Below are 22,614 nucleotides of genomic sequence, written 5' to 3'. Positions count from 1 at the left end.
TAACCTCCTGAGCTACTTAATTACTTTCTCAGCAAAAGCAGGCTGAATTAATTCATTTACTAGCTTTTCAACATCAGCATTTTTATCAATAACACCCGCAGCTTGAAGGACTTTTCCAGCTTCATTTAGGGCCTTGATTTGTGTAGATCCTGGAATTGGATTTGAGAAATCATTCCTAGTCAGTTGTAACTTTGCTACTGCCTCATCTAACTGTGCTTGCTCCGCCAAAATTTTAGCTGCATCTTCTGGATTTTCCACTGTCCATGTTCTTGCTTTTTCATATAATTCAATAACCTTTTCGACATAGGCTGGATACTTTTCTGCAAACTCTGAGCGTGCATTCAAAGTCCCATACGTATTAAGATCGGCGTTTCGGTAAACAAAGCTCGTTCCTTCTCCCACTTCAAGCTTTGCCATATGAGGATCAAGTCCTGCCCAAGCATCAACCTGACCTGATAAAAGTGCTGTTGCCCCGTCTCCATGCTGTAAGTTTACGATTTCTACATCTGTCGATTTCAAACCAGCTTCATCTAGAGCACGAAGTAAAAAGATATAAGGATCCGTTCCAAGAGTAGCTGCTACCTTTTTACCTTTTAAGTCTTCAACGGACGTAATACTTGAACCACCTTGAGCTACAAGTGCCGTCCATTCTGGCTTTGAGTAGATATACACCGATTCAATGGGTGCTGATTTTGATTTAGCAATAAGAGCAGCTGCCCCAGCTGTAGAACCAAAATCAATACTGTTACTATTTAAAAATTCAAGAGCCTTGTTACTGCCTAAACTCTGTACCCACTCGATTTCAATTCCTTCCTCTTTAAAGGCTTCTTCCAACCAACCGAATTCCTTTAAAACTAGACTAGTAGGTGAATAGAACGCATAATCTAGGCGGATTTTTTTTGGCTTAGCATCTCCACTCACAGCCGATCCACAAGCACTTAGTAAACATATTGAAATAGTCAGAATTAAAGTTGCAAGTATGCTCGATTTTTTCCATTTCATCTGAAAATCTCTCCTATTTTTAGAGGGGCCTTCGTTTGAAGGCCCTCCTATTAGTTTTTTTGAAAATCTGTAAATTCAACTAAATGTGATTTATCCTTTAAACCTCACAAGCATATGTTGCAATCGTGCCTCTTAATCGTTGGGCTTCTTTATACGTACAGCGGTTATGAACAACCTCTAGACCAGCATCTTTAGCAATCTCTGCTGCTTGTTCTGAGATAACGCCTTCCTGAAGCCAGAAAACCTTTGGTTGGACTTCCGCTGCTTCTCGAGCAAGCTCAACGGCTGCTTCGGGGCTTCTAAAAATTTGTACGATATCAATACTTTCAGGAACAGAACGTAGATCCGGATACGCTTTTTCACCAAGAACTTCTGTTTCTCTAGGGTTCACTGGGATAATCCGATATCCAAGTCTCTGCATTTTAAAAGCCAGTCTGTGACTTGGTCTAGATGGATTGCTACTGAGTCCAACAACGGCGATGTTCTTTGTTCTAGTTTCCTCTACGCCATCAACCACCACTTTTTCTGTTGCTGAATTTAATGCCCATCGAATGATTCCTTCGTCATTAATGACAATCTCTTTTTTTCCATCCTTTGAAACTCCTGTCGCTTTAATAAGTGCTTGATTTAAATCATTCGTCAAATCGCGAACTGATTCAAGTCCAACTGATAAACGAACAAGCTCTTCTGTAACTCCTGATTTCTTTAATTGTTCAGGTGACAGCTGTTGATGAGTGGTTGAAGCTGGGTGAATCACGAGAGAACGAGCATCTCCAACATTCGCTAAATGTGACCATAACGATAGCGAGTCGATAAAGGTCTTTCCTGCTTCTCTGCCACCTTTTATTCCAAATACAACAACAGCCCCGTCTCCATCTGTTAAGTATTTTTTTGCCAAGTTGTGTGTAGGATGTGATTCAAGTCCTGGATACGTTACCCATTCAACGGCTGGATGCTGAGCTAAATATTTGGCCACTTCTAGAGAATTTTTCGTATGTTTCTCCATACGAAGCTGAAGTGTTTCTAATCCTTGTAAAATTAAGAAAGCATTAAATGGACTTAAGCATGATCCAAAATCTCTAAGTAATTGAACGCGTAATTTGGTTATAAAGGCTAATGTTCCAAAGTCATTCGCATAAACAAGGCCATTGTAGCTCGGGTCTGGTTCCGTAAAGCCAGGGAATTTCTCGCTATTCCAATTAAAACGACCTCCATCAATAACTAAACCACCAACTGAAGTACCATGTCCTCCAATCCATTTTGTAGCAGAGTGGATGACAATATCTGCGCCCCACTTGATTGGCTTGCAAAGGGATGGTGATGCAAATGTGCTATCCACAATTAATGGAATACCAGCTTCATGGGCAATATTTGCCACTGCCTCAATATCTAAAACTTGTAAACTTGGATTACCAATTGTTTCAGCAAAAACAGCCTTTGTATTTGGTGTAATGGCTTTTCTGAAATTCTCTGGATCTGTTGGATCTACAAAATGAACTTTAATGCCGTACTTTGGCAACGTGACGGCAAACAAATTATACGTTCCACCATAAAGGTTAGTAGCTGCAACAATTTCGTCACCTGCATGTGCCAGATTGAAGATGGTTAAAGTGATCGCTGCCTGACCTGAAGATGTCGCAACAGCAGCTACCCCTTCTTCCAAAAGAGCAATTCTTTTCTCTAGCACATCGACCGTTGGATTCCCAATACGAGAGTAGATGTTTCCTGGCTCATCTAATGAGAATAATCGTTGTGCATGTTCCGTACTGTGAAAAACATAGGAAGAAGTTTGATAAATTGGAACAGCACGTGATCCCGTTGTAGGATCTGGCGCATGGCCTCCGTGTAGTAATAATGTTTCTAAACCGTATGAATGATTTGTCATAGTCATTTCCCCATTTCATTATTTTATAAAATAAAAACACCCTATCTAAGAAGAGGATGCCTAAGCAAATTTCCCCTTCCTATCTTTCAGAATTAAAACTCTGCTGGAATTAGCACCAGTTACACGGAATGTAATGGTTGCCGGGTTTCAAAGGGCCAGTCCCTCTACCTCTCTTGATAAGAAGACTATTAAATTGTGGTTTGTAACAGGTTAGGCGTATGCTCGTGGCTTTGAATGGAAAAGCCGGTTGTTGAAACTGGGTAAAATCTTAATTTTTCTTGCTTAAGTGTTTGCAAATAATTTAGTACATTCTCCTCCTTGCCTTGAAGCAGACTAGCAATAACATATCCAGTTTCGTTCTTGACCACATCTCTTTGCAAAAGCTTAGTGTTGAACTTATCTAATTTACTTGAGATAGAATAATTGTTTTTTAAGGCTTTTGAAGTAGTCTCTTCGATAACTGCTAACCAAACGGATGTTGGAGCGCCATCATGCTGATTCTGTGTATGGTAGCTTGACCGTGAATGCTCGGTTTTAGGTTTTTCTTGCTGTCGAATATAAACCAAGTCCTCTATCATTGCACTAGCTGTTGCCTTTGAACCTGCCCCAGGACCTTGTAAAAGAATTGTTCCCACTAAATCTGTTGTAATAACAATTCCATTGTTCACACCTTCAACATTGTATAAAGGATGTTCTGCTCCAACAAATGTAGGTTTGACTTCAGCAGTGATTTCTTCATTGTGCATTTGCAAAGTTGCCAGTAGCTTTAAGCGAAGTCCCAGCTTTTCTCCAAGCAATAGGTCGCTTGTCGACACTTGGTTAACACCTATTTTAACTGCATCCTCCCAACTGGGTTGCTCTTGATAAATAAGGTTACTTAATATCATGAGCTTATAAAAAGCATCTGTTCCTAAAACATCGTTCGAAGGATCTGCTTCAGCGTACCCAAGCTCCTGGGCTTCTTTTAAAACATCATCAAAGTTAGCTTTTTCCTTCCTCATTTTCGAGAGAATATAATTACTCGTTCCGTTCAAAATGGCTTCCACTTTTAAAATGCCATTTACCTGAAGGAGTTGAATAATTGTTCGTAGAAGAGGAATACCACCCGCTACAGCTGCTTCAAAAGTAAGAAACCGATGATGAAGAGAAGCATATTCAGAGAGTTCTTTCCCTTTATGCGCCAGCAATTCCTTATTCGCACTGATAACATGGCTACCTTTTTCAATGAATCTCTTAATATACGTATTGGCAGGCTCAATGCCGACGATTGCTTCAAAGACTATATCTACCTCTTGGAGTGCTAACAAGTCTTCAACACTAGTCGTTATTGTAATGTTCCCTTTGATTTCTCTAGGCTTATCTGCATCTTTGACTAAGATTCCTACGATTTCTACTGGAAGACCTGTAGCCTCATGCAGCTTTTGTTGATGGGTATTGATTGTTTCGTATAATCCCTTCCCTACGGTTCCTAACCCTAAAAGCACTACTTTAATTGACTTCACCCGAGCTCCCCCTCCACTAGATGTCCCCACTTCTCAAATTCAACTAAAAATCCATCATGACCAAAAACGGTTTCTACCTCATAATGCTTTGAGGATAGATTATTCTCCTGACAAACCTCCAAGAGCTCAGACAATAATTCACTAGAATAAATGATATCTCTCTTATAACTAATCGCGATGACCTTCGAGCGAATCTCTTTTAAAGCTTGCTTCCAGCCTCCTCGTTCATGACCAATATTGTGGTGGTCCATTGCCTTGAGTAAATATAAATAGCTATTCGCATCAAATCTTTTTAAGAATTTCTCACCCTGATACTTTAAATAGGAGTCAATTTGATACGAACTTTCCAGATGATGATCACCCCAGCCATCCCGTTCCTCTCTTGAAAATCTTTGATTGAATAAGTCTGCTGAACGGTAAGAGATCATTCCAATCATCCTTGCTATACTTAGACCAAGCTCTGGATTGGCCTCATATTCTCCATTTTGCCACCGCGGATCATTTGTTATGGCATAACGCGCAATTGAATTATAGGCTATTCCAAAATCACTCAAGTAGGGAGAAGTCGCTAGCGGAAACAAAGTCTTCGCAAATTCGGGATAAAGAATTCCCCATTCAAGGACCTGCATACCACCAAGTGAGCCACCGATTATGGCATGAACCTTATGGATATTCAACTTTTCCAATGCTTGGTATTGACTGTTCACAATGTCCCTAACTGTCACAAACGGAAAAGAAGATCTATAAGGATTCCCATTTCCATCAAGGCTTAAAGGACCTGATGTCCCATTACAGCCTCCAAGTACATTCATCGTAATCACTTGCCATTTAGTTGTATCAATATATCCCCCATCACCAATGAGTCCAGACCACCATCCAGGCTGATCCCTTGTTCCGACCGAAAACTGATTACCCGTTAAGGCATGACATACAAGGATGACGGGAGAAGTTTTATGACCAATTCGTTCAAATGCAATGTAGACATCTGGAATGGTAATGCCAAGCTCGGTTGTAAAGTCCCCTATATTAATTTCGCCATATTCAGACGCTATTTCTTCCTTCACCTTCTGCATGACTCCTTCCCTTAAACTAATTGTACGTTTTAAAAATCCCCATTAAAAAAACCCACTTCAATAAGAAGAGGGTGAAAGTATACATTCATCTCTTCTTATCTGTCAGAGTTTTTACACTCTGCAGGAATTGGCACCGTGTTTTCAAGTAAACTTGAAAATCGGTTGCCGGGTATCATAGGGCCAGACCCTCCACCACTCTGGATAAGAAAACTCTATTCAATTAACGCTTCAGCTTGCTAATTCATCATTGCTATGAATTGACTATATCACAGCTCTTTTTTACCTGTCAAACTATTTTTTGAAAATTTTAAACCATCGAATTATAATCTGTTTTGATAAGAATTGTATGCACCTATTTATTAATTATGCTGAAAGTCTTTTCTCACATAGACAAAATAGGGTCTCTACTACTAATATATCCTTAAATTTCCCGGTGATTTTTATTTCACTTCTAGACTCCAGCTTTCTTAATCTTTCCTTCCCGGTGATGATGAGATTTACTGAATCCGAATTACCCTTAATCAAAATGTCAATTTGATCATGACAACTTTTATAAACCTTACAATGGCTAGCTGAAATTTGAAGATATAGGAGATTGTAATCATATTGAAAACAAATGATCATTGCTTCCTGTGGAAGAACTGGTTTCAGATGTGGTTCATTTAAAACAACCGCAGAAAATCTTTTAAGTAGCTCAATCATGTAACTCTCACTCCCGTTTTTATTCTACTTAGTGAATTCCACAGATTGAATTGAACTACCTTTATTTATCGTTCGACAGTTTATTAAGAGAAATACATAATCATACATATTTCTGTTTATTTCCTGAGAAATATGTCATTTGTTGAGAAAATTAGGCAGGACTTACAGAAGGTTTGACAGATTGAACGATTACTTAACAAATTCCAATAGAAAAGGAAAAAAGCATCCACCAAAATTGGTGAATGCCCTTCTATGCTGTAAATTGTTGGTGAAACCTTGTTTTCAAATGCTTTCTTGCTCGAAACATGTTGATTTTAACCTTACCCGCGCTCATAATTAGAAAACTTGCTATCTCCTTCTCTTTCCAGCCTTTGTTTATTTTAAGGTGAATAATTTCTTGTTGAACATTCGAAGTGAGGAAATTTCATAATAAGTAATCTACAAGTACTTTCAAATGTTTTTCAGTTCTGTATACAGAAAGTCAACCGATTGAAACGCAAATATTCTCTTTTTTAATTGTCCCTCTTTAAATAGCAAAAGACATGGTACACTTTGAATCTCCAATTGTTCTGAGATCTTTGGTATATAATTAAGATTCACTTTTTTTATCGGCAAATGAGGTACTAATTCTTCGACTACTGTAATCATTCGTTCAGCTACCTTACATGTACCACACAATGGGGTGTACAAAAACACGGCATGTGTTGTATGTTGATCTATTTCTTCTAATTGAAAATCCAACCATTCCTCCATTTTCTATTTCTCACTCCTATTAGAATAAGCGCAAGAGCCTTGTTCAGACCCGACAAGCAAATGTTCATAAAGCGAATAAAAGGGTGGTCTTACCTTTTATTTGATTCAGGTTATTTGACCTCGGGGGGTCTAGGCGCTGGAGCTAGATTAGTACCCAGGTTAAAAAAACTTATAATTTCTTATTTTATAAATATCCTGCATGTACATCGATGTTCCCACTAAGTAATACAGTGGCTATGTGTTGATCCGGGGCACTTGCGACCTCACGATACATTTTGTCCACATATAGGTGCTCAGCCTCTGGATATTCTCTGCGGAATTGTTTTCTCAGCTTTTCCCCTGATTCATCTGAGTCCACTAATATATATACCTCTTTATCATATATATAATCTATTAATTCATCTAGTTTACTTGTGCCAATGGTGCCGTTTGTACAAATGATTTCAATCTGTTCACTGATAATCATTTCGACTTTCTTCTTATCTGACTTACCCTCAACAATAATGACCCTTTTGACTTCGCCGCGAATCATAACATCACCCATTACGTACGAATTTGTTTAGAAAAGAAAACTCTTTCTAATACAATATTCAAACCAAATTCATTTTGCGCAAAATGAGTAAAAAGACAGTGGATGTTCCACTGTCTTAGCACCAACCATTTTCTTCATCACAATCCGTGTACTTTTGATCAGGACCTGTTGTTACATCAGCATTCTGATAAATCTTATTCTCCTCATGCTCATAACCGGTCTTAAGTTCGAATTGATTACCTTGATTCGTAAAAAGCATCCTGCCAATTGGCTGGTCTTCTACATATAAATCCATTTGATTCTGGCCAAGCTTCCCAACCACTCGATCGGTAATTTCAAGCTTTTTTCGCTCAAGCATAAATAAACACTCCTTAGTCTATTTGTATAACCTTAGAGTGTCCATAATAAAAAAAATCATTAGTCTTGATTGATCATTTCTTCGTATTGCTCTGCTGTCATGAGTTTTTCAACTTCACTAACATTCGTAAGTTCTACAACAATCATCCATGCCTTTTCGTATGGAGATTCATTGACAAATTCAGGACTGTCATCAAGATTTTCATTGATTTCAACCACTTTTCCGCTAACTGGAGCATATAACTCTGAAACTGTTTTAACAGATTCAACACTACCAAATGGTTCATTGAAAGAGATTTCATCGCCAACCTCAGGAAGCTCAACAAACACGATATCACCTAGCTCAGATTGAGCAAAATCAGTAATTCCAATTGTCACTCTATTTCCTTCAACTTTTACCCACTCATGCTCTTCTGAATAACGTAGTTCCTTAGGTGTATTCACTGCAATCCCTCCAAGAAAATATATAAAGTAATTTTATGAAAAGTAACTAATAATAAGTTATCTTTTTTCCTGTTTAAAGCCATGTCTCTTCGAATTGTTTTTGATTAAATCCGACTGTTACTTTTTGTCCATCTGTTACAAGTGGACGTTTAACTAGCATACCATCTGACGCTAACAACTCAAGAAGTTCATCCTCAGACCCTGTTGCCACTTTATCCTTTAGCCCTAATTCACGATATTTCATCCCGCTTGTGTTAAAGAACTTCTTAAGCTCAAGCCCGCTCTTTTTGTAAAGCTCTGAGAGCACCTCTTTGGATGGATTGTTCTCTACTATATGTACTTCCTTTAATTGGATTTCATGCTCATCCAACCATTTCTTTGCGTTTTTGCAAGTTCCACACTTCGGATACCAGTAAAATGTTAATGACACGGATTTTCACCACCAACTTATAGGATACGCATTTTTCTGTATTTTAACATAGATATCGAGGTTTTCCTACTAAACGGAACACTCTCTTTACTTATTCGACTTTTTTTACGAGAGTCCTTCTCTAAATATAAGAAATAAATGAAAGAAGCTGCTAGCATTTCTGTTAGCAGCTTCAAGCTTACTTATACAATAAAACGTTCTGCTTCGATGATACCAGCAGCAATCTCACGCTTCTTGGCAATTACATTGATTGGCGTGTGGCGAGTGAACTTTCTTAACGCAGAAAGCATCATTCTTAAACCGTCACCTTGCTCTGTTGCAATAAGTGTCTCTTTTGCATGAGCTTCAATTTCATTGAATGCTTCTTGGCAGAATACTTGAGTGTATAAAAGCTTCTGCTGATTCTTCTCAAGACCTGTTTTATTGATCGCTTTCTCTGTACGAAGTAAAGCTGATTCCATAGAGTAAACATTACTTACGATATCTGCAATGTTCACTAAGATTTCTTGTTCTTTTTCAAGCTTTGGTCCAAACTTTTGAGCAGCTAGACCAGCTAGCAATAATCCGATTTTCTTCGCATTTTTAACTAGGTGTTTCTCTTGATCTAATACTCCATCGCCGACTTCTTCAGGCATTAGCATCATCAGCTCTTCTTGAAGGGCCATTGCTTTTTGGAAAAGTGGTAATTCACCCTTGGTTGCCTTACGAATGAATGTACCAGGTACAAGCAAACGGTTAATTTCATTTGTTCCTTCAAAAATTCGGTTAATGCGAGAGTCACGGTAGGCTCTTTCTACTTCATATTCCTGCATAAATCCATAACCACCATGGATTTGTACACCTTCGTCTGCGATAAAATCAAGAGTTTCAGAACCGAAAATTTTATTTAAAGAACACTCAATCGCATATTCAGCTATCGATGCAGCTACTGCACGACCGTCTTTAATTTCTTCTTCTGATAAACGACTCATACGATCCTCGAAAAGACCTACTGTACGGTATACTGAGCTCTCCATTGCATAAAGCATTGTAGACATGTTAGCCAATTTTTCTTGGATTAATGAAAACTTTGAAATAGGTGTTTTGAATTGCTGACGTTGGTTCGCATATTTTGCCGATACCTCAAGTACGCGCTTTGAACCACCAATTGTACCAACAGCTAGCTTGTAACGACCAATGTTTAAAATATTGAAGGCAATAACATGGCCTTTTCCAAGCTCACCAAGTAGGTTTTCTTTTGGTACTACTGCATCCTCTAAAATCAATGTACGAGTAGAAGATCCTTTAATCCCCATTTTCTTTTCTTCAGGACCTGTTGAAACTCCTGGATATTTCTTTTCAACGATAAATGCTGAGAAATGCTCCCCATCAACCTTTGCATACACAACGAAAACGTCAGCAAAACCTGAGTTTGTAATCCATTGCTTTTCTCCATTTAACACATAATGAGTACCTTCTGCGTTTAATTTCGCAGTCGCTCTTGCACCTAATGCATCTGAACCTGAACCTGGCTCTGTTAATGCATAAGCGGCAATTCTTTCACCCGATGCTAGGTCTGGTAAATACTGATGCTTTTGCTCCTCACTTCCAAAAAGTACGATAGGTAATGATCCAATACCAACGTGAGCACCATACGATAGTGAAAAACTTCCTGCACGAGCAAACTTCTCGGTAATAACGGCTGAACTGATCTTATCTAGCCCAAGTCCGCCGTATTCTTCAGGAACATCAGCACCTAAAAGACCTAATTCACCAGCTTGCTTTAAAAGCTTGACTGACTTGTCGAACTCATGATTTTCAATGGCTTCTAAATGAGGTAACACTTCATTTACCACAAAATCTTCTGATGTTTTTGCAATCATCTTATGTTCTTCCGTAAAGTCCTCAGGTGTAAATACTCGTTCTGCTTCAATATCTTCGATTAAAAAGCTTCCACCTTTAATTACATGTTCCGTTGCTTTTGTCATTTGATATACCTCCTATTTTTTATTTATTGCTTACTATCCTATAAAAGTTCAAACACTCCAGCAGCACCCATACCTCCACCGATACACATGGTAACAACACCGAATTGTACGTTACGACGTCTCATTTCATGAATAAGTGATAATGTTAATTTTGCTCCTGTGCAACCCATTGGATGACCTAGTGCAATGGCTCCACCATTTACATTGATGATCTCTTCGTTAAGACCTAACTCACGAATAACCGCAATGGATTGAGAAGCAAAGGCTTCGTTTAATTCAAATAGACCGATATCAGATAACTCAAGGCCTGCAATTTTCAACGCTCTAGGGATTGCTTCGATTGGTCCAATTCCCATAATTTCAGGTGGGACACCAGCAACGGCAAATGCACGGAACTTCGCTAGAGGCTTCTGACCTTCTGAAAGTGCTTTTTCTTTATCCATTAGTAATACAGCTGCTCCACCATCACTCATTTGTGAAGAGTTTCCTGCTGTTACAGTACCTCTCACATTAAAAGCAGGCTTTAGCCTGGCAAGCGATTCTATTGAAGTGTCAAGTCGAACTCCCTCATCCTGAGAAAACAGAATCGTTCTTTCTTGAAGCTTATGATTAGCATCAACTTGTCTAAGTGTTACTTCAACTGGGACAATTTCATCGGCAAATCTTCCTCCAGCAATGGCAGCCGCTGCTAGTTTGTGACTACGAACAGCAAATGCATCCTGATCTGCTCGTGTTATTCCGTATTTAACAGCTACTTGTTCAGCTGTATGACCCATGCCCATATAGTATTCTGGAGCACTCTCAACAAGCTTGATATTGGGACGAACATTATGACCAACCATTGGCACGAGACTCATCGACTCGACTCCACCAGCTAGAATTGTATTCGAATGTCCAAGCATGATGCGCTCAGCACCAAAGGCAATACTTTGTAATCCAGATGAACAATATCGATTAATAGTGATTCCAGGTACATTGCTTGGTAGTCCTACTAATCCACCAATATTTCTCGCTACATTCAAGCCTTGCTCTGCCTCTGGCATAGCACATCCGATAATCAGATCATCTATATTTCCTTCATAATTGTTCGCACGCTTTAATGTTTCTTTTACAGCAATCGCACCAAGATCGTCTGGACGAACATTTGCAAGTGTACCTCGCTTTGCTTTTCCAACTGGTGTTCTTGCCCCTGCAACAATAACTGCTTCTCTCAACATGAACCCTCCGTTCTTGTTTTAAATAGGAGGGGAACAACCCCCTCTATGAGTCTATTAGTTACGCAATGGCTTACCCTTAACAAGCATATGTTGCATACGTTGCTGTGATTTCGGTTCTCCAACTAAACTTAGGAATGCTTCTCTTTCTAAATCAAGTAAGTATTGCTCATCAACCTCTGTACCATAAGCAACCTTTCCACCGGTTAAAACATAAGCAAGCTTTTTGGCAATCTTAAAATCATGCTCAGAGATAAAGCCAGAGTTCAGCATACCATGAGCACCAAGTAAAAGTGTCGCATAGCCCGTATCACCAGCAACCGGAACCTTGTTACGTTTCGGTGCTTGGTAACCTCTTTCTGCAAGTGCTAAAACAGTACGCTTTGCATCGTGCAATAAGTGGTCTCCGTTCATGCTTATTCCGTCATTTTTAGATAAGAAGTTATTTCCTCTTGCTTCTGCTGCTGAAGTAGCCACTTTTGCCATCGCAATGGTTTCAAAGACAGCATTTGTAATTTTCCCAAGGTCTTTTTCCACACCATTTGGGAGACCTTGAAGGTGACGAATGTATAGCTCTTTGTTTCCTCCACCACCAGGGATTAAACCAACACCAACCTCAACAAGTCCCATATACGTTTCCATTGAAGCTTGAATATGCGCTGAAGGTAAGCAAATCTCAGCTCCTCCACCCAGCGTCATTCCAAATGGTGCTGTGACAACCGGCTTCGGGCTATACTTGATGTTCATCATTGCTTGCTGGAAGTTACGAACAACCATATCTATTTCGAAAAAGTTGTCATCTTGTGCTTCCATTAAAATCATCGCAAGGTTTGCTCCTACACAGAAGTTTTTACCTTGGTTTCCTATAACAAGTCCCTCATAATTGCGATCGACTTCTTCTATTGCAAAGTTAATCATTTGGATAATGTCTAAACCAATGGCATTGCTCTGTGAATGGAACTCTAGTCCTGCGACCCCATTACCTAAGTCTATTAAACTAGCACCACTATTCTTCTTGATCACGCCATTCTTTTCTTTTAGACCTTTTAGATGAATGACTTTTGGATTTACTTCTTTAGATTCGAATGATCCATTAGTAAAAAACAACTGCTTTCCATCTTCTTTTTTATAAAAAGATGTCTGACCTGATTGAAGTAATTCTAGAACCCAACCCGGTACCTGCAAGCCTTCTAATGTCATTTTCTTAACTGAGTTTTCTAGTCCAATCGCATCCCAAAGCTCAAACGGCCCCTGCTCCCAACCGAAGCCCCATTTCATAGCTTGGTCAATCGCTACGATATCGTCTGCAATGATACCTTTTAGTTCAGCAGAGTAAATAAGTGCGGGACTAATAATATTCCATAAAAGCTTTCCAGCACGGTCATCTGCATACACAAGGGCTTTTAGCTTATCAGCACCTTTTGCTTGCTTACTCATTTCAATAGAAGCTGCCATTAGTTTTTTTCTTGGCTCATACTCTAGTGTTTCAGGGTTAAGCTCAAGTATTTCTTTTCCTTGTTTAAGGAAGAAACCTTGACCAGACTTACTACCCAGCCATCCTTTTTCAAGCATCGACTTCATAAAGGTTGGCACTTCAAACACTTCTTTTTCTGCCCCTTCAACTTGGTCATATACGTTGTTTGCAACATGGGCAAACGTATCTAAACCAACGACATCCAATGTACGGAAGGTTGCACTTTTTGGTCTTCCGATTAATGGACCTGTTACAGAATCTACTTCACCAACACTGTAACCACCCTTTACCATTTCACGAACCGTTACAAGGAGACCATAAGTTCCGATTCTGTTGGCAATAAAGTTTGGAGTATCCTTCGCTTCTACTACGCCTTTTCCTAAGATATCTTCACCAAAGGTTTTCATAAACGACAACACTTCGGGATCTGTATCTTTCGTTGGAATGACCTCAAGTAGCTTTAAGTAACGTGGTGGATTAAAGAAGTGTGTTCCTAAGAAGTGTTTACGGAAATCCTCAGAACGCCCTTCAGCCATCGCTTCAATCGAAATACCAGAAGTATTTGAACTGATGATGCTTCCTAACTTTCTCACTTCATCTATACGAGCAAAAACTTGTTTCTTTATATTTAAATTCTCAACGACGACTTCAATAATCCAATCGACGTCACTCAGACGCTCCAAATCATCTTCCAAGTTTCCTGCTTCAATGAGAGAGAGGTTTTCTTTTGTTGCTAAAGGTGCAGGCTTTTGCTTTAACAGCTTTTGAATGGCTGTTTGGCTAAGACGATTACGAACAATCTTATCCTCAAGTGTAAGCCCTTTCTTTTTTTCGTCTTCAGTCACATCTCTAGGTACAATATCCAATAATATAGAAGGAATTCCAATGTTGGCTAAGTGTGCAGCAATACCAGAACCCATGACTCCTGATCCTAAAACAGCTACTTTTCGAATGCTTCGACTCAAGCTTACTCTCCCCTTTCGATTGTTGAATGAATCCTCATTCATTTTTTAATCAAAAAAATATACAGCTCTTCTACATTCACTATAATCTATATTAGAAATTTTCGCAATATATAAACGAAGATCATTTTCACTTTAAGATGTCATCTTTTGACCGTGCTTGGAAACCCTATTAATGGAGGTGATAACAACAATGGCAAAACTAAAAAAAGATCCATCAACACGAGGTGTAAGTGCAGCGAGTGTCAAAGGTAATGCAGGCCCAACCGTCGAAAACGACAACGGTAGTGGCAAAACCCAAAGCAGCAACAACCAATACAAAAAACAAAACATGTAACCCACAGTAGGTTACAAATAAGAGTACTAACATTTTAGTACTTTAAAGCATCGGGGGCCTGGCCCCCGATGCTTTAAAGGGTTAAAGTCATCTTGTTCAAATTTGTTACCAATCGATCTTATGTGATGTGATTTTCTTGGGTGATACGGCGTATAGATGGTCGTTGATGTTTAGGACTCTCATGATTTGGTTTTCCCAGTCTTCATACATGACGTTTTGCTTTTCGTGGGTTATTTGCTCTTCTAGCTTGAAGCCACGTTCAAGGTCGATGCTGTAGGCAAGGGCTCCTTGGAATTCGAAAACTTGCTCAAATTCACTTCCGGCTTTTTCTTTATAGATTGAGATTGGGAAGGCAAATATATTTTTTTCTCTATTAAACAGCAACGCTTTATGATCATAGTTCAGGGGTGAATACGTACCTCTTCCACCAATAATCTCGGAGAATTTCTCCTTCGGATTAAGCGGATCTGTGACGTCAAACATAGATATCTTGACACCGTCTGTTAACACTCTTGGTTCCTTCTCCCCCTGCATGGTAACTAGCTTCGTATTTTGCCCAAATCCAATTAAATGGTTCTCATCATACGGGTGCAAATAATTACTAAAGCCCGGGATCTTCAACTCCCCAAGAACAGTAGGCTTTGTTGGATTGCTCACATCGATGACGAAAAGCGGATCCACTTCTTTAAATGTGACGACATAGGCCTTTTCACCCATAAATCGTACGGAGTAAATTCTCTCACCACGAGCTAGATCCTCAACACTACCTACTTGCTTCATTTCTTGATCTAGCACATATAAACTGTTACTAGAAGGTGATTGCTCATTCCACGTATCCCCTTCTGTTGTGGCAATTCGGAAGTATCCCTCATATTCATCCATTGAAAATTGATTCAATATCCGACCCTGTACCGTACCTGAAGCTAAGAAGTCTACATTTAAACCGTTCACCGCAAACTTAAATACCTCAGTATTTACTGAAAAAGCAGGAAACTCCCTAAATGTTGTAGCTTTTTCATCGCTTTCAATATCAGCGTACTTCGCCACAGCCATGTATAGATTCTCTTTCGTCATATAGACGTCATTCCCACTTCCAAGATAGGTTGAAATGGTCACTTCTTTTTCAGGTTGTTCGATATCAAATGATGTCATGATTGAATAATTCGCTTCTTTAGATTCCGGAATATATCGGATATCCTTGTAATCGATAAACTGGGACTCTTTTGATACAGCGGTGTCCTTGTATTTAGGTCGCAAGTCCACATCTTTTTCTCTTTCCAGTATCCAATAATCAGGATAATGGCTATTTAAGAAATATATAGTAGAATCTATCTTCCTTGATGTTACATAGGAACCTTCCACTTCTACAGATTTTACTTCCTTAGGATTTGTACGATCCGTTATATCGTAAACGACAATTTTCGTCTGCTGATAAATCGGCATCATCATCTTCATATCGCTAGTTTTCTCTGATTCATAGCTCTGTTCTTGATAAGAGCTTCCAATGACAACAAGCTTGTCACCATCAACAAATAACTGAAACGGGTCAAAATTGTTATATGGTACCGTTGCAACTGTCTCCATGTTTGCTGTTGGAAATGCTTTCGTAATCTTCAATTGTCGGTCAATCACTTGATAGATGTAAGTTCCATCTGTTTTGACAATATCCGCTTCGTCCACACCCTGTACCTGTACATTTGTATCCGTAAAATCCCCACCAGAGGCTGGTGATTCCGAACTACTCTTATCCATTGAGGTGGTCTCACTCATTGATGATTCCTCTGTTGCTTCACCGCCCCAGCCGAACTTAGATTCTTCTTTCATCATCTTTTTCTCTCTATTGATCAGTTCTTGGAAAAAAGCTTGTAAGTTCTTCTCATTTCCAATAACAGGTAGATCCTCTGATACAGAAAATGTTAGGGTTTTACTTGCTCGTATTGGCTGCCCAGTCACTGATTTAAGATCTTCTTCTACGTGCAAGGTATAGAAATTAGAGTCTGTGCTATAACCGTCTTTTGGTGGATTGATTATGATTGCCTTCTTATCACTACGTAATTGAATGGAAAGGTCGACCTTCTCCCCCTTAGCATTCGTCACAAAAACCGAGTCTGACGCAACCGAATTCTCATCCATTTCTTCTGAAAATTCGATTTCCCATACCTTATCTGTTAACACCAATTGCTTATCTCCACTGCTTTCCCATGTACTAACCACAGTCGGCTTCCCACCATAGACCACGTAGTACTGAAAGGTGAAAGCAACGACAATGAGAAATGCACCTATTGCTATAAGAACATATTTATTCATATTCCATCCTCCTTTTTAACATAGACGAAGTTGCATCTGGAAGGTTACATAAATATGGGAGAAAATTGATAATATCAATAATATCTTTTTTTATCATATAATTTCTTAGCGCAAAAAAATATTGTATAATGTGAATTAAGCTTCAAAAGTTTGTTTCAGCTGCTGAGTCAATAATCTACCTCTACTTTCAATTACGTCGTTCATCCTATATTCAAATGCTTTTTACCTGTAAAATTATCTTAAAAGAGTCTAATTCAGGCTCTTTTTTTTGTTATTTCGTAGTAATGATTTCTCATTACTACGGAATAACAAAAAAACCAGTAATATCAAGGGATTAGTTAACTTTTATAAGCTTGGACTATCTAACTCTATATATTAATAGCTATTCAGCCTTAGTTTTTCGTCACTTTATTTTATATATTTTTCGTTATTTGCCCTAAAGGCTAAGAGGTTACCATAAAGGTAACCAAAACCTTGTCTATAAGGGGGGATACCGAAGGTGTGTGGTTAGTATCTTTTTCTATTTGTCCAAATCTTATTTTCTCGTTCAGGTATTGTGTTGATGTGTAATTAATTTTCATAACAAATGTAATCGAAATAAAAATTGTCCTTTACTCTCAGTTGATTGGAATAAATATACATCGGTCGAATAACTTTAATATTGGTTAATTAATAATTTAGGAAGTGATATTAATGTTCAGATTTTCTAGGTTTAATTGCTGCCACTACTAGACAAAATACTTTTATTAATTATGAATATACTATAACTCATAGTTCTCCAGAGAAATGGCAATTAAGAAGACCAAAAGATGATTCCTTAGTTAATTATTGGTACAAAAATGTTACTAGAAGTAGTTTGAATAGTTCTAATTTAAGTGATTTTCAAAAAAATGTAGACACAATTGATTATTTAGAATGGAAATTATTTGGTTCTACTCTTTCAGCAATAGGTTTATCATACTTGTCATTTATTCTCTCTATTCCAACAGCTGGTGCGGGTACTCTAACAGCAGGATTGGCTGCACTAGGTGCATATGAAATTGCTTTAGAATCTTTGGTTAAACTTGCCCAACATGCAAATTCAGCGAGAATTTACTATTTTAGACTTTAAAATAATTGTGAGGTGAATACAAACAACAATGATACTATTTAATGTTTTGATTCTCACATTAACCATTTTTATAATTTTTTCTGGCTTGTATTATGCTTTTATTAGTAAAAATAAAAATAGAAATACATTTATTCTCGGGTATTTATTTTTATTATTTGGAGGTATCGGTTTAGTTTTAACCATATCATACTGGTTCTAAATAAATTTTAAGGTTCGTTAGTTAAAATAATGGTAGCTATCGGAAGTCTGAAGTAAAATGAAGATATTTAAAGCTCCAAATAATCCCCATCTTATAAAAAGGTGGGGTGTATTAAATAGCTGATCGATTAGGTACGAGTTCTCCTATAGGTTAGTAGAATTGTAAATAGCCTTGTTGAAGAAGGCGTTATTATAAAAGCTAATGGACATAAAACTGAACACGTCCCCACTCTTCCGTTTCACCACAACTAAAGGGTGTACAAAATCTCCCTTTACATCGGTAGGGCACTCTCCTTACGTCATTACCCCCTTCACAAACAAACAATTTAACCCATTTCTCGGGTTTCCACATCCTCGAATTTTTTCTACTTCTTTCAACACTTTAGGTCGAAGATTCTTTTTATGTTTCTCCACAACCTGCTCCCAATTATTATGTTTATCAAAAAAAATATGTCTTAAAATATTCTGTTCCATACGTATATTTTCATCCTTTTGCAAAATAGGCTCAACATATAAATTCTGGTGTTACAACAAAAAAACCACCGAAACAACGCTCGGCGGCCTAAATAGAATCTATTATTTCTTTAACATTCCCTTTAATACAAAGGCTACGTTTGCTGGTCTTTCTGCTAATCTTCTCATAAAATATCCATACCAGTCTGTTCCGTATGGTACATACACTCGAACTGTATATCCTTCTTTAACTAACTCTAGCTGTCTTTCAGGTCTAATTCCATAGAGCATTTGGAATTCGAATTGGCTATTGGGTATGTTCAATCCTTTTACAAGCTTCTTCGTGTAGTCGATCATGTGATCATCATGAGTCGCAACAGCTGTGTAATTCCCACTTTCCAAGTGCATTTTTATGATTTTCTTGAAGTTATCATCTACGTCTTTTTTCAACGGGAATGCTACATCTGGTGATTCTTTGTAAGCACCCTTTACAAGACGAAGGTTTGGTTTAAATTGATTTAAATCCGCAACATCGTCAGCTACTCTGTATAGATAGGCTTGCAGCACTGTTCCGATATTATCATACTCGCTTCTTAGCAGCTTGAAAATATCAATCGTTTTCCCACAACGTGAATAGTCTTCCATATCTATTGTGACGAATACTCCATTTTCTTTAGCTGCAGCAAGAATACGACGCATGTTTCTTAACACGACTTCATCAGAAATATCTAAACCCATAGACGTCATTTTGAGTGAAAGCTGTGAATTAAGTTTTTCACGTCCAATGGCTTTAATGGCTTCAATAGAATTGTCCGCCATTTCATTTGCTTCTTCTTCCTTATCGACAAATTCTCCTAGATAATCGATCGTGACTGCTAGGTCTTTTTTATTCAAATCTTTTATAACGTTCACGGCTAAATCAATCGTTTCCCCAGCAACAAATCTTGCTGCACCAAATTGCAAACCGTATTTTTTAGCTAGTTTTGTAAAAAATTTATTCTTGGATAAAAATAAGAAAAAGTTCTTCATAAGCTGTTCCATTTAGTACCCTCCTGAAACCGCATTCATTGCCTCTATGGCAATCCGTACAGCATCTCATATCTATAAGTTTTAAAGCCACAATCATTTTATCATTTTTAATCCCGAGTTGGATATGAAAATATTTAGTTTTTGTCGTATTTTCTTGATTTTTGATGAAGTATGTTTATCTTTATTTGTTTGTATTTTCCTATATAGGCATTGTCTATTTTTCTGAATGGTTAGACAAATTGGGGGCAGTTATCTATGATAGAGTAATAGAATGGAAATATTAGGGAAATAAACTATCTACTTACATAATACAATCTTAAGGAGTGAGCTTTTAAATGAAGTTTTTCATGCATTTCGTTCTTTCAGTTGTTGGAATCATTATGATTAGTGCATTTCCAGCACTCCTATTCCAACCTGAGCAGATAGGCTTTTTCGTTATTCCATATATTGAAGCAATTTACAATAATGTAGTCAACCTCTTTCATCCAGAGCTGTGGACTTTTCAAGGTGAACAAAAATCGTATCCATTGTTTCCGATGCTTTGGGATCGTTATCTGTACTCAATGAGCATTTTTGCAAGTTCCATTGCGATTGCCGTTATAGCTTCAACTATTTTTATGATTATTTTTCAGGTAGTTCCAAAGACAATAAAAAAACTACTTATTTCTATTTCTTCACTTATCGAATCTCTTCCAGACGTTTTTATTGTAGTTAGTCTTCAGCTACTCGTTATTTACATTTTTCAAAAGACTAAAGTTTTAGTTGCACAGGTAGCTGTTTTTGAAAATGACATCTACTTATTACCGATCGTATGTTTATCCATTATCCCGACTTTTTTATTATTTAGAACGATTCTCTTTTTAATAGGTGAGGAGCAATCTAAGCTATATATCGACTTAGCAAAGGTAAAAGGTCTGTCAAACTTGAGAATCCTCTTGGTTCATACATTCCGAAATGTTCTATATAGCCTTTTCTATCGTTCTAAGATCGTCTTTTCTTTTATGCTATCGAACTTGTTTTTAATTGAGGTTGTATTTAATATGAACGGTGCTCTTCAGTTCCTCATTGTAGCAAGAGCAGCAGAATTCATTATTACTGCACTCCTAATCTTCACACCGTTTTTCCTTTTCTTTTCCTCAACAGAACGGTATGTTCTTCAATTCATTGGAGAAAGAAGGGATGCAATATGATACAGTTTTTCTTGAAAAAGCCTAAATTTGTGATTGCCTTTTTATTTTTATTCACCTTGCTTTTGACAAGTCTATTATATGAGCCTCTCTTTGGTGACAAAGTTTTTCCAAACCGTTTCATCTTTGATAAGGAAGGAACGATTATTGGCTCCTCTCCTTTTAGCCCAAGTGAGTACCCTCCTTTTGGAACAGACCGAGCTGGTGTGCCACTTCTAGCAAAGATCATTGAAGGTGCTAAATACACCATCATTACGGCATTGATCATAAGCACGTTACAGGTTTTACTATCTTTTATTCTATCAATCTTTTACTCGCGTCTACCCAAGCTTTTGCAACGTGGACTAGAGGGGATTGTAGAATCTAGTTTATATTTGCCCGCATCGATTATTGCCTTTATGCTGCTAGCACCCTTACAATTCTATCTAGATCCAAACGTGGCATCAGAAAATTTTCTTAAGCTTCTCAGCTTACAAATTATCATTTTGACTCTAATCGGGATTCCACAACTCGTGATTTTGTTTACGAAGGATATTCAAAAGGTGTTAAATGAAGAGTATATAACCGCCTCTAAAACACTTGGAGCTCACGGCTTACGACTCTATAAAAAACATATTATTCCCTTTATGGTACCTCGACTTTTGTTGCAGTTTTCACAACGCACTGTTGAAGTATTGATCCTTCTCGTCCATCTTGGCTTCCTGTTCCTTTTCCTAGGTGGGTATGTAATGGTAGAGGTGTTTGATGGAGAAAGCCAACCCTTTTCTCTATCAAATGAGTGGGCTGGAGAAATTGGGAAGCATTTCAGAGGGTTAAGTATTACGCCCTGGGAGGTTTATTCGCCCTTACTATTCTTCGCTCTAACTGTGTTATCGTTTAATATGATTACAAACTCGATTCACGAGTATATAAACTCTACTGAAATTCGTAGGAAAAAGGTCAACAAAAAAAGGAGCAAAGAACAAGAAAAAATCCACAGTCACAAGCTGTCTAAAGAAAGATTTGTCTTTATTGAGAAACGAACTTCGAATTTTTAATAAACAAAGACATTTTACAAAACTCTTATTTTAAAAAGGAAAAACACCAACAAATAGGTTACGACTATTATTCTGAGCTAGTTGGATAATCAGTATTTTCTTTAAAATCCCGACAAGATTAGGACAGAAAATAATAGCTGAAATTGGTATGAAATAAATAAAAATAAACAAAAACATTACCATTAGTTAACACTCTCCATATATTAATTCTATTAAAATTAGTTATATCTCTATCCCCAGTAATATCTTGTAAAATAAATGATGTAAAAGCCTTACTTTTTTATAAAGTAAGGCTTTTACTACAATATTCGGTTTAATTAAGTAATATTAACTTTTTAAGTTAGCCTTCGTCGTTAGTTGATCAAGAGCATGCTTTACTCTTATTGAAGTAAACACCCTTCTAGTTGGTGTTATTATAGATTTTGAAGAAGACAAACCTTAACAAAATGGTATCCGCATTGTGATAACGAGGTAGAATTACCAATGATATTTGTTCCACATAAATGTCATGCAAAGAAGAACTTTTACCTTGTGCTCAATGCGGAGAAGGAAATTGTAAGAACTGTCCATTAGAAGCAAAATCCAAATAAAAAATAAAAAAAGAGAGTCATAGAATAACAGGAATACTTACTTAAGTTTCTCACCTTGAAAATCCAAT

The 22,614-nt window shown here is 37.7% G+C and carries 20 protein-coding genes, 1 pseudogene and 2 riboswitches; of the genes and pseudogenes, 4 read left to right on the top strand and 17 right to left on the bottom strand.

Annotation, left to right across the window (positions count from 1 at the left end; genetic code table 11):
• Positions 1–12: 12 nt before the first annotated feature.
• The 14 genes from ACOI1C_RS19680 to ACOI1C_RS19615 form a co-directional block, all read right to left on the bottom strand.
• Positions 13–1,002 carry an aliphatic sulfonate ABC transporter substrate-binding protein gene (locus tag ACOI1C_RS19680; RefSeq protein ID WP_422512272.1) on the bottom strand — a complete coding sequence of 330 codons (990 nt, stop codon included), beginning with the start codon at positions 1,000–1,002 and terminating at the stop codon, positions 13–15.
• A gap of 97 nt (positions 1,003–1,099) precedes the next feature.
• Entirely contained in the window at positions 1,100–2,893 is a 1,794-nt protein-coding gene (locus ACOI1C_RS19675) for a PLP-dependent aspartate aminotransferase family protein (RefSeq protein WP_422512271.1), read from the bottom strand.
• 70 nt (positions 2,894–2,963) lie between these two features.
• Positions 2,964–3,070, bottom strand: a riboswitch (SAM riboswitch).
• 5 nt (positions 3,071–3,075) lie between these two features.
• Positions 3,076–4,389, bottom strand: a complete 1,314-nt coding sequence (locus ACOI1C_RS19670) for a homoserine dehydrogenase (RefSeq protein WP_422512270.1) — start codon at positions 4,387–4,389, stop codon at positions 3,076–3,078.
• Positions 4,386–5,462 (bottom strand): homoserine O-acetyltransferase MetX, encoded by a 1,077-nt coding sequence (gene metX, locus ACOI1C_RS19665; protein ID WP_422512269.1) that lies wholly within the window; start codon positions 5,460–5,462, stop codon positions 4,386–4,388. The genes ACOI1C_RS19670 and metX overlap by 4 nt, the downstream gene beginning before the upstream one ends.
• Before the next feature lie 92 nt (positions 5,463–5,554).
• Positions 5,555–5,670, bottom strand: a riboswitch (SAM riboswitch).
• 155 nt (positions 5,671–5,825) lie between these two features.
• The gene (locus tag ACOI1C_RS19660) at positions 5,826–6,164 is read right to left on the bottom strand and encodes a hypothetical protein (protein ID WP_422512268.1); all 339 of its coding nucleotides are present in this window, start codon (positions 6,162–6,164) and stop codon (positions 5,826–5,828) included.
• 250 nt (positions 6,165–6,414) lie between these two features.
• Positions 6,415–6,555 carry a hypothetical protein gene (locus ACOI1C_RS19655; RefSeq protein ID WP_422512290.1) on the bottom strand — a complete coding sequence of 47 codons (141 nt, stop codon included), beginning with the start codon at positions 6,553–6,555 and terminating at the stop codon, positions 6,415–6,417.
• Positions 6,556–6,614: 59 nt separating this feature from the next.
• A complete protein-coding gene (locus ACOI1C_RS19650; protein ID WP_422512267.1) occupies positions 6,615–6,917 on the bottom strand; it encodes a thioredoxin family protein in 303 nt (100 codons plus the stop codon).
• A 184-nt stretch (positions 6,918–7,101) separates the two neighbouring features.
• Positions 7,102–7,449, bottom strand: coding sequence for a toprim domain-containing protein (locus ACOI1C_RS19645; RefSeq protein ID WP_422512266.1), 348 nt, complete (start codon positions 7,447–7,449; stop codon positions 7,102–7,104).
• 115 nt (positions 7,450–7,564) lie between these two features.
• Positions 7,565–7,807 (bottom strand): YusG family protein, encoded by a 243-nt coding sequence (locus ACOI1C_RS19640; RefSeq protein ID WP_422512265.1) that lies wholly within the window; start codon positions 7,805–7,807, stop codon positions 7,565–7,567.
• A 59-nt stretch (positions 7,808–7,866) separates the two neighbouring features.
• A complete protein-coding gene (gene gcvH / locus ACOI1C_RS19635) occupies positions 7,867–8,250 on the bottom strand; it encodes a glycine cleavage system protein GcvH (protein ID WP_422512264.1) in 384 nt (127 codons plus the stop codon).
• Positions 8,251–8,323: 73 nt separating this feature from the next.
• Entirely contained in the window at positions 8,324–8,680 is a 357-nt protein-coding gene (locus ACOI1C_RS19630) for an arsenate reductase family protein (protein ID WP_422512263.1), read from the bottom strand.
• Positions 8,681–8,862: 182 nt separating this feature from the next.
• Positions 8,863–10,647, bottom strand: coding sequence for an acyl-CoA dehydrogenase family protein (locus ACOI1C_RS19625; RefSeq protein WP_422512262.1), 1,785 nt, complete (start codon positions 10,645–10,647; stop codon positions 8,863–8,865).
• A 38-nt stretch (positions 10,648–10,685) separates the two neighbouring features.
• Positions 10,686–11,861 (bottom strand): acetyl-CoA C-acetyltransferase, encoded by a 1,176-nt coding sequence (locus ACOI1C_RS19620; RefSeq protein ID WP_422512261.1) that lies wholly within the window; start codon positions 11,859–11,861, stop codon positions 10,686–10,688.
• Positions 11,862–11,918: 57 nt separating this feature from the next.
• Positions 11,919–14,342 carry a 3-hydroxyacyl-CoA dehydrogenase NAD-binding domain-containing protein gene (locus tag ACOI1C_RS19615; RefSeq protein ID WP_422512260.1) on the bottom strand — a complete coding sequence of 808 codons (2,424 nt, stop codon included), beginning with the start codon at positions 14,340–14,342 and terminating at the stop codon, positions 11,919–11,921.
• A gap of 148 nt (positions 14,343–14,490) precedes the next feature.
• On the opposite strand from ACOI1C_RS19615, the gene ACOI1C_RS19610 reads away from it, so the two are divergent.
• Complete coding sequence (locus tag ACOI1C_RS19610; RefSeq protein ID WP_422512259.1) at positions 14,491–14,634, top strand: YuzL family protein; 144 nt, start codon at positions 14,491–14,493, stop codon at positions 14,632–14,634.
• A 105-nt stretch (positions 14,635–14,739) separates the two neighbouring features.
• On the opposite strand, the gene ACOI1C_RS19605 is transcribed toward ACOI1C_RS19610, so the two are convergent.
• The gene (locus ACOI1C_RS19605) at positions 14,740–16,941 is read right to left on the bottom strand and encodes a beta-propeller domain-containing protein (RefSeq protein ID WP_422512258.1); all 2,202 of its coding nucleotides are present in this window, start codon (positions 16,939–16,941) and stop codon (positions 14,740–14,742) included.
• Positions 16,942–17,656: 715 nt separating this feature from the next.
• Between ACOI1C_RS19605 and ACOI1C_RS19600 the strand changes: the two genes are divergently transcribed.
• A complete protein-coding gene (locus ACOI1C_RS19600) occupies positions 17,657–18,052 on the top strand; it encodes a geobacillin-26 family protein (RefSeq protein WP_422512289.1) in 396 nt (131 codons plus the stop codon).
• Positions 18,053–18,467: 415 nt separating this feature from the next.
• On the opposite strand, the pseudogene ACOI1C_RS19595 reads toward ACOI1C_RS19600, so the two are convergent.
• Together ACOI1C_RS19595 and ACOI1C_RS19590 are read right to left on the bottom strand one after the other, a co-directional pair.
• Positions 18,468–18,724 (bottom strand): annotated as a pseudogene (locus ACOI1C_RS19595) (transposase zinc-binding domain-containing protein); the annotation flags it as partial.
• Between the two features lie 102 nt (positions 18,725–18,826).
• Entirely contained in the window at positions 18,827–19,744 is a 918-nt protein-coding gene (locus ACOI1C_RS19590) for a proline dehydrogenase family protein (RefSeq protein WP_422512257.1), read from the bottom strand.
• Between the two features lie 323 nt (positions 19,745–20,067).
• Here ACOI1C_RS19590 and ACOI1C_RS19585 point away from each other — a divergent pair, with 323 nt between their 5' ends.
• Positions 20,068–20,922 carry a hypothetical protein gene (locus tag ACOI1C_RS19585; protein ID WP_422512256.1) on the top strand — a complete coding sequence of 285 codons (855 nt, stop codon included), beginning with the start codon at positions 20,068–20,070 and terminating at the stop codon, positions 20,920–20,922.
• Positions 20,919–21,956 (top strand): ABC transporter permease subunit, encoded by a 1,038-nt coding sequence (locus tag ACOI1C_RS19580; protein ID WP_422512255.1) that lies wholly within the window; start codon positions 20,919–20,921, stop codon positions 21,954–21,956. Before ACOI1C_RS19585 ends, ACOI1C_RS19580 begins: the two co-directional genes overlap by 4 nt.
• Positions 21,957–22,614: the final 658 nt, after the last annotated feature.

It is taken from the genome of Bacillus sp. DJP31 (assembly GCF_049310945.1).
In the GTDB taxonomy this organism is placed as follows: domain Bacteria; phylum Bacillota; class Bacilli; order Bacillales; family SA4; genus Bacillus_BS.
The sequence above is the reverse complement of the archived record's forward strand: the minus strand, read 5'-3'. Positions and strand labels throughout refer to the sequence as shown.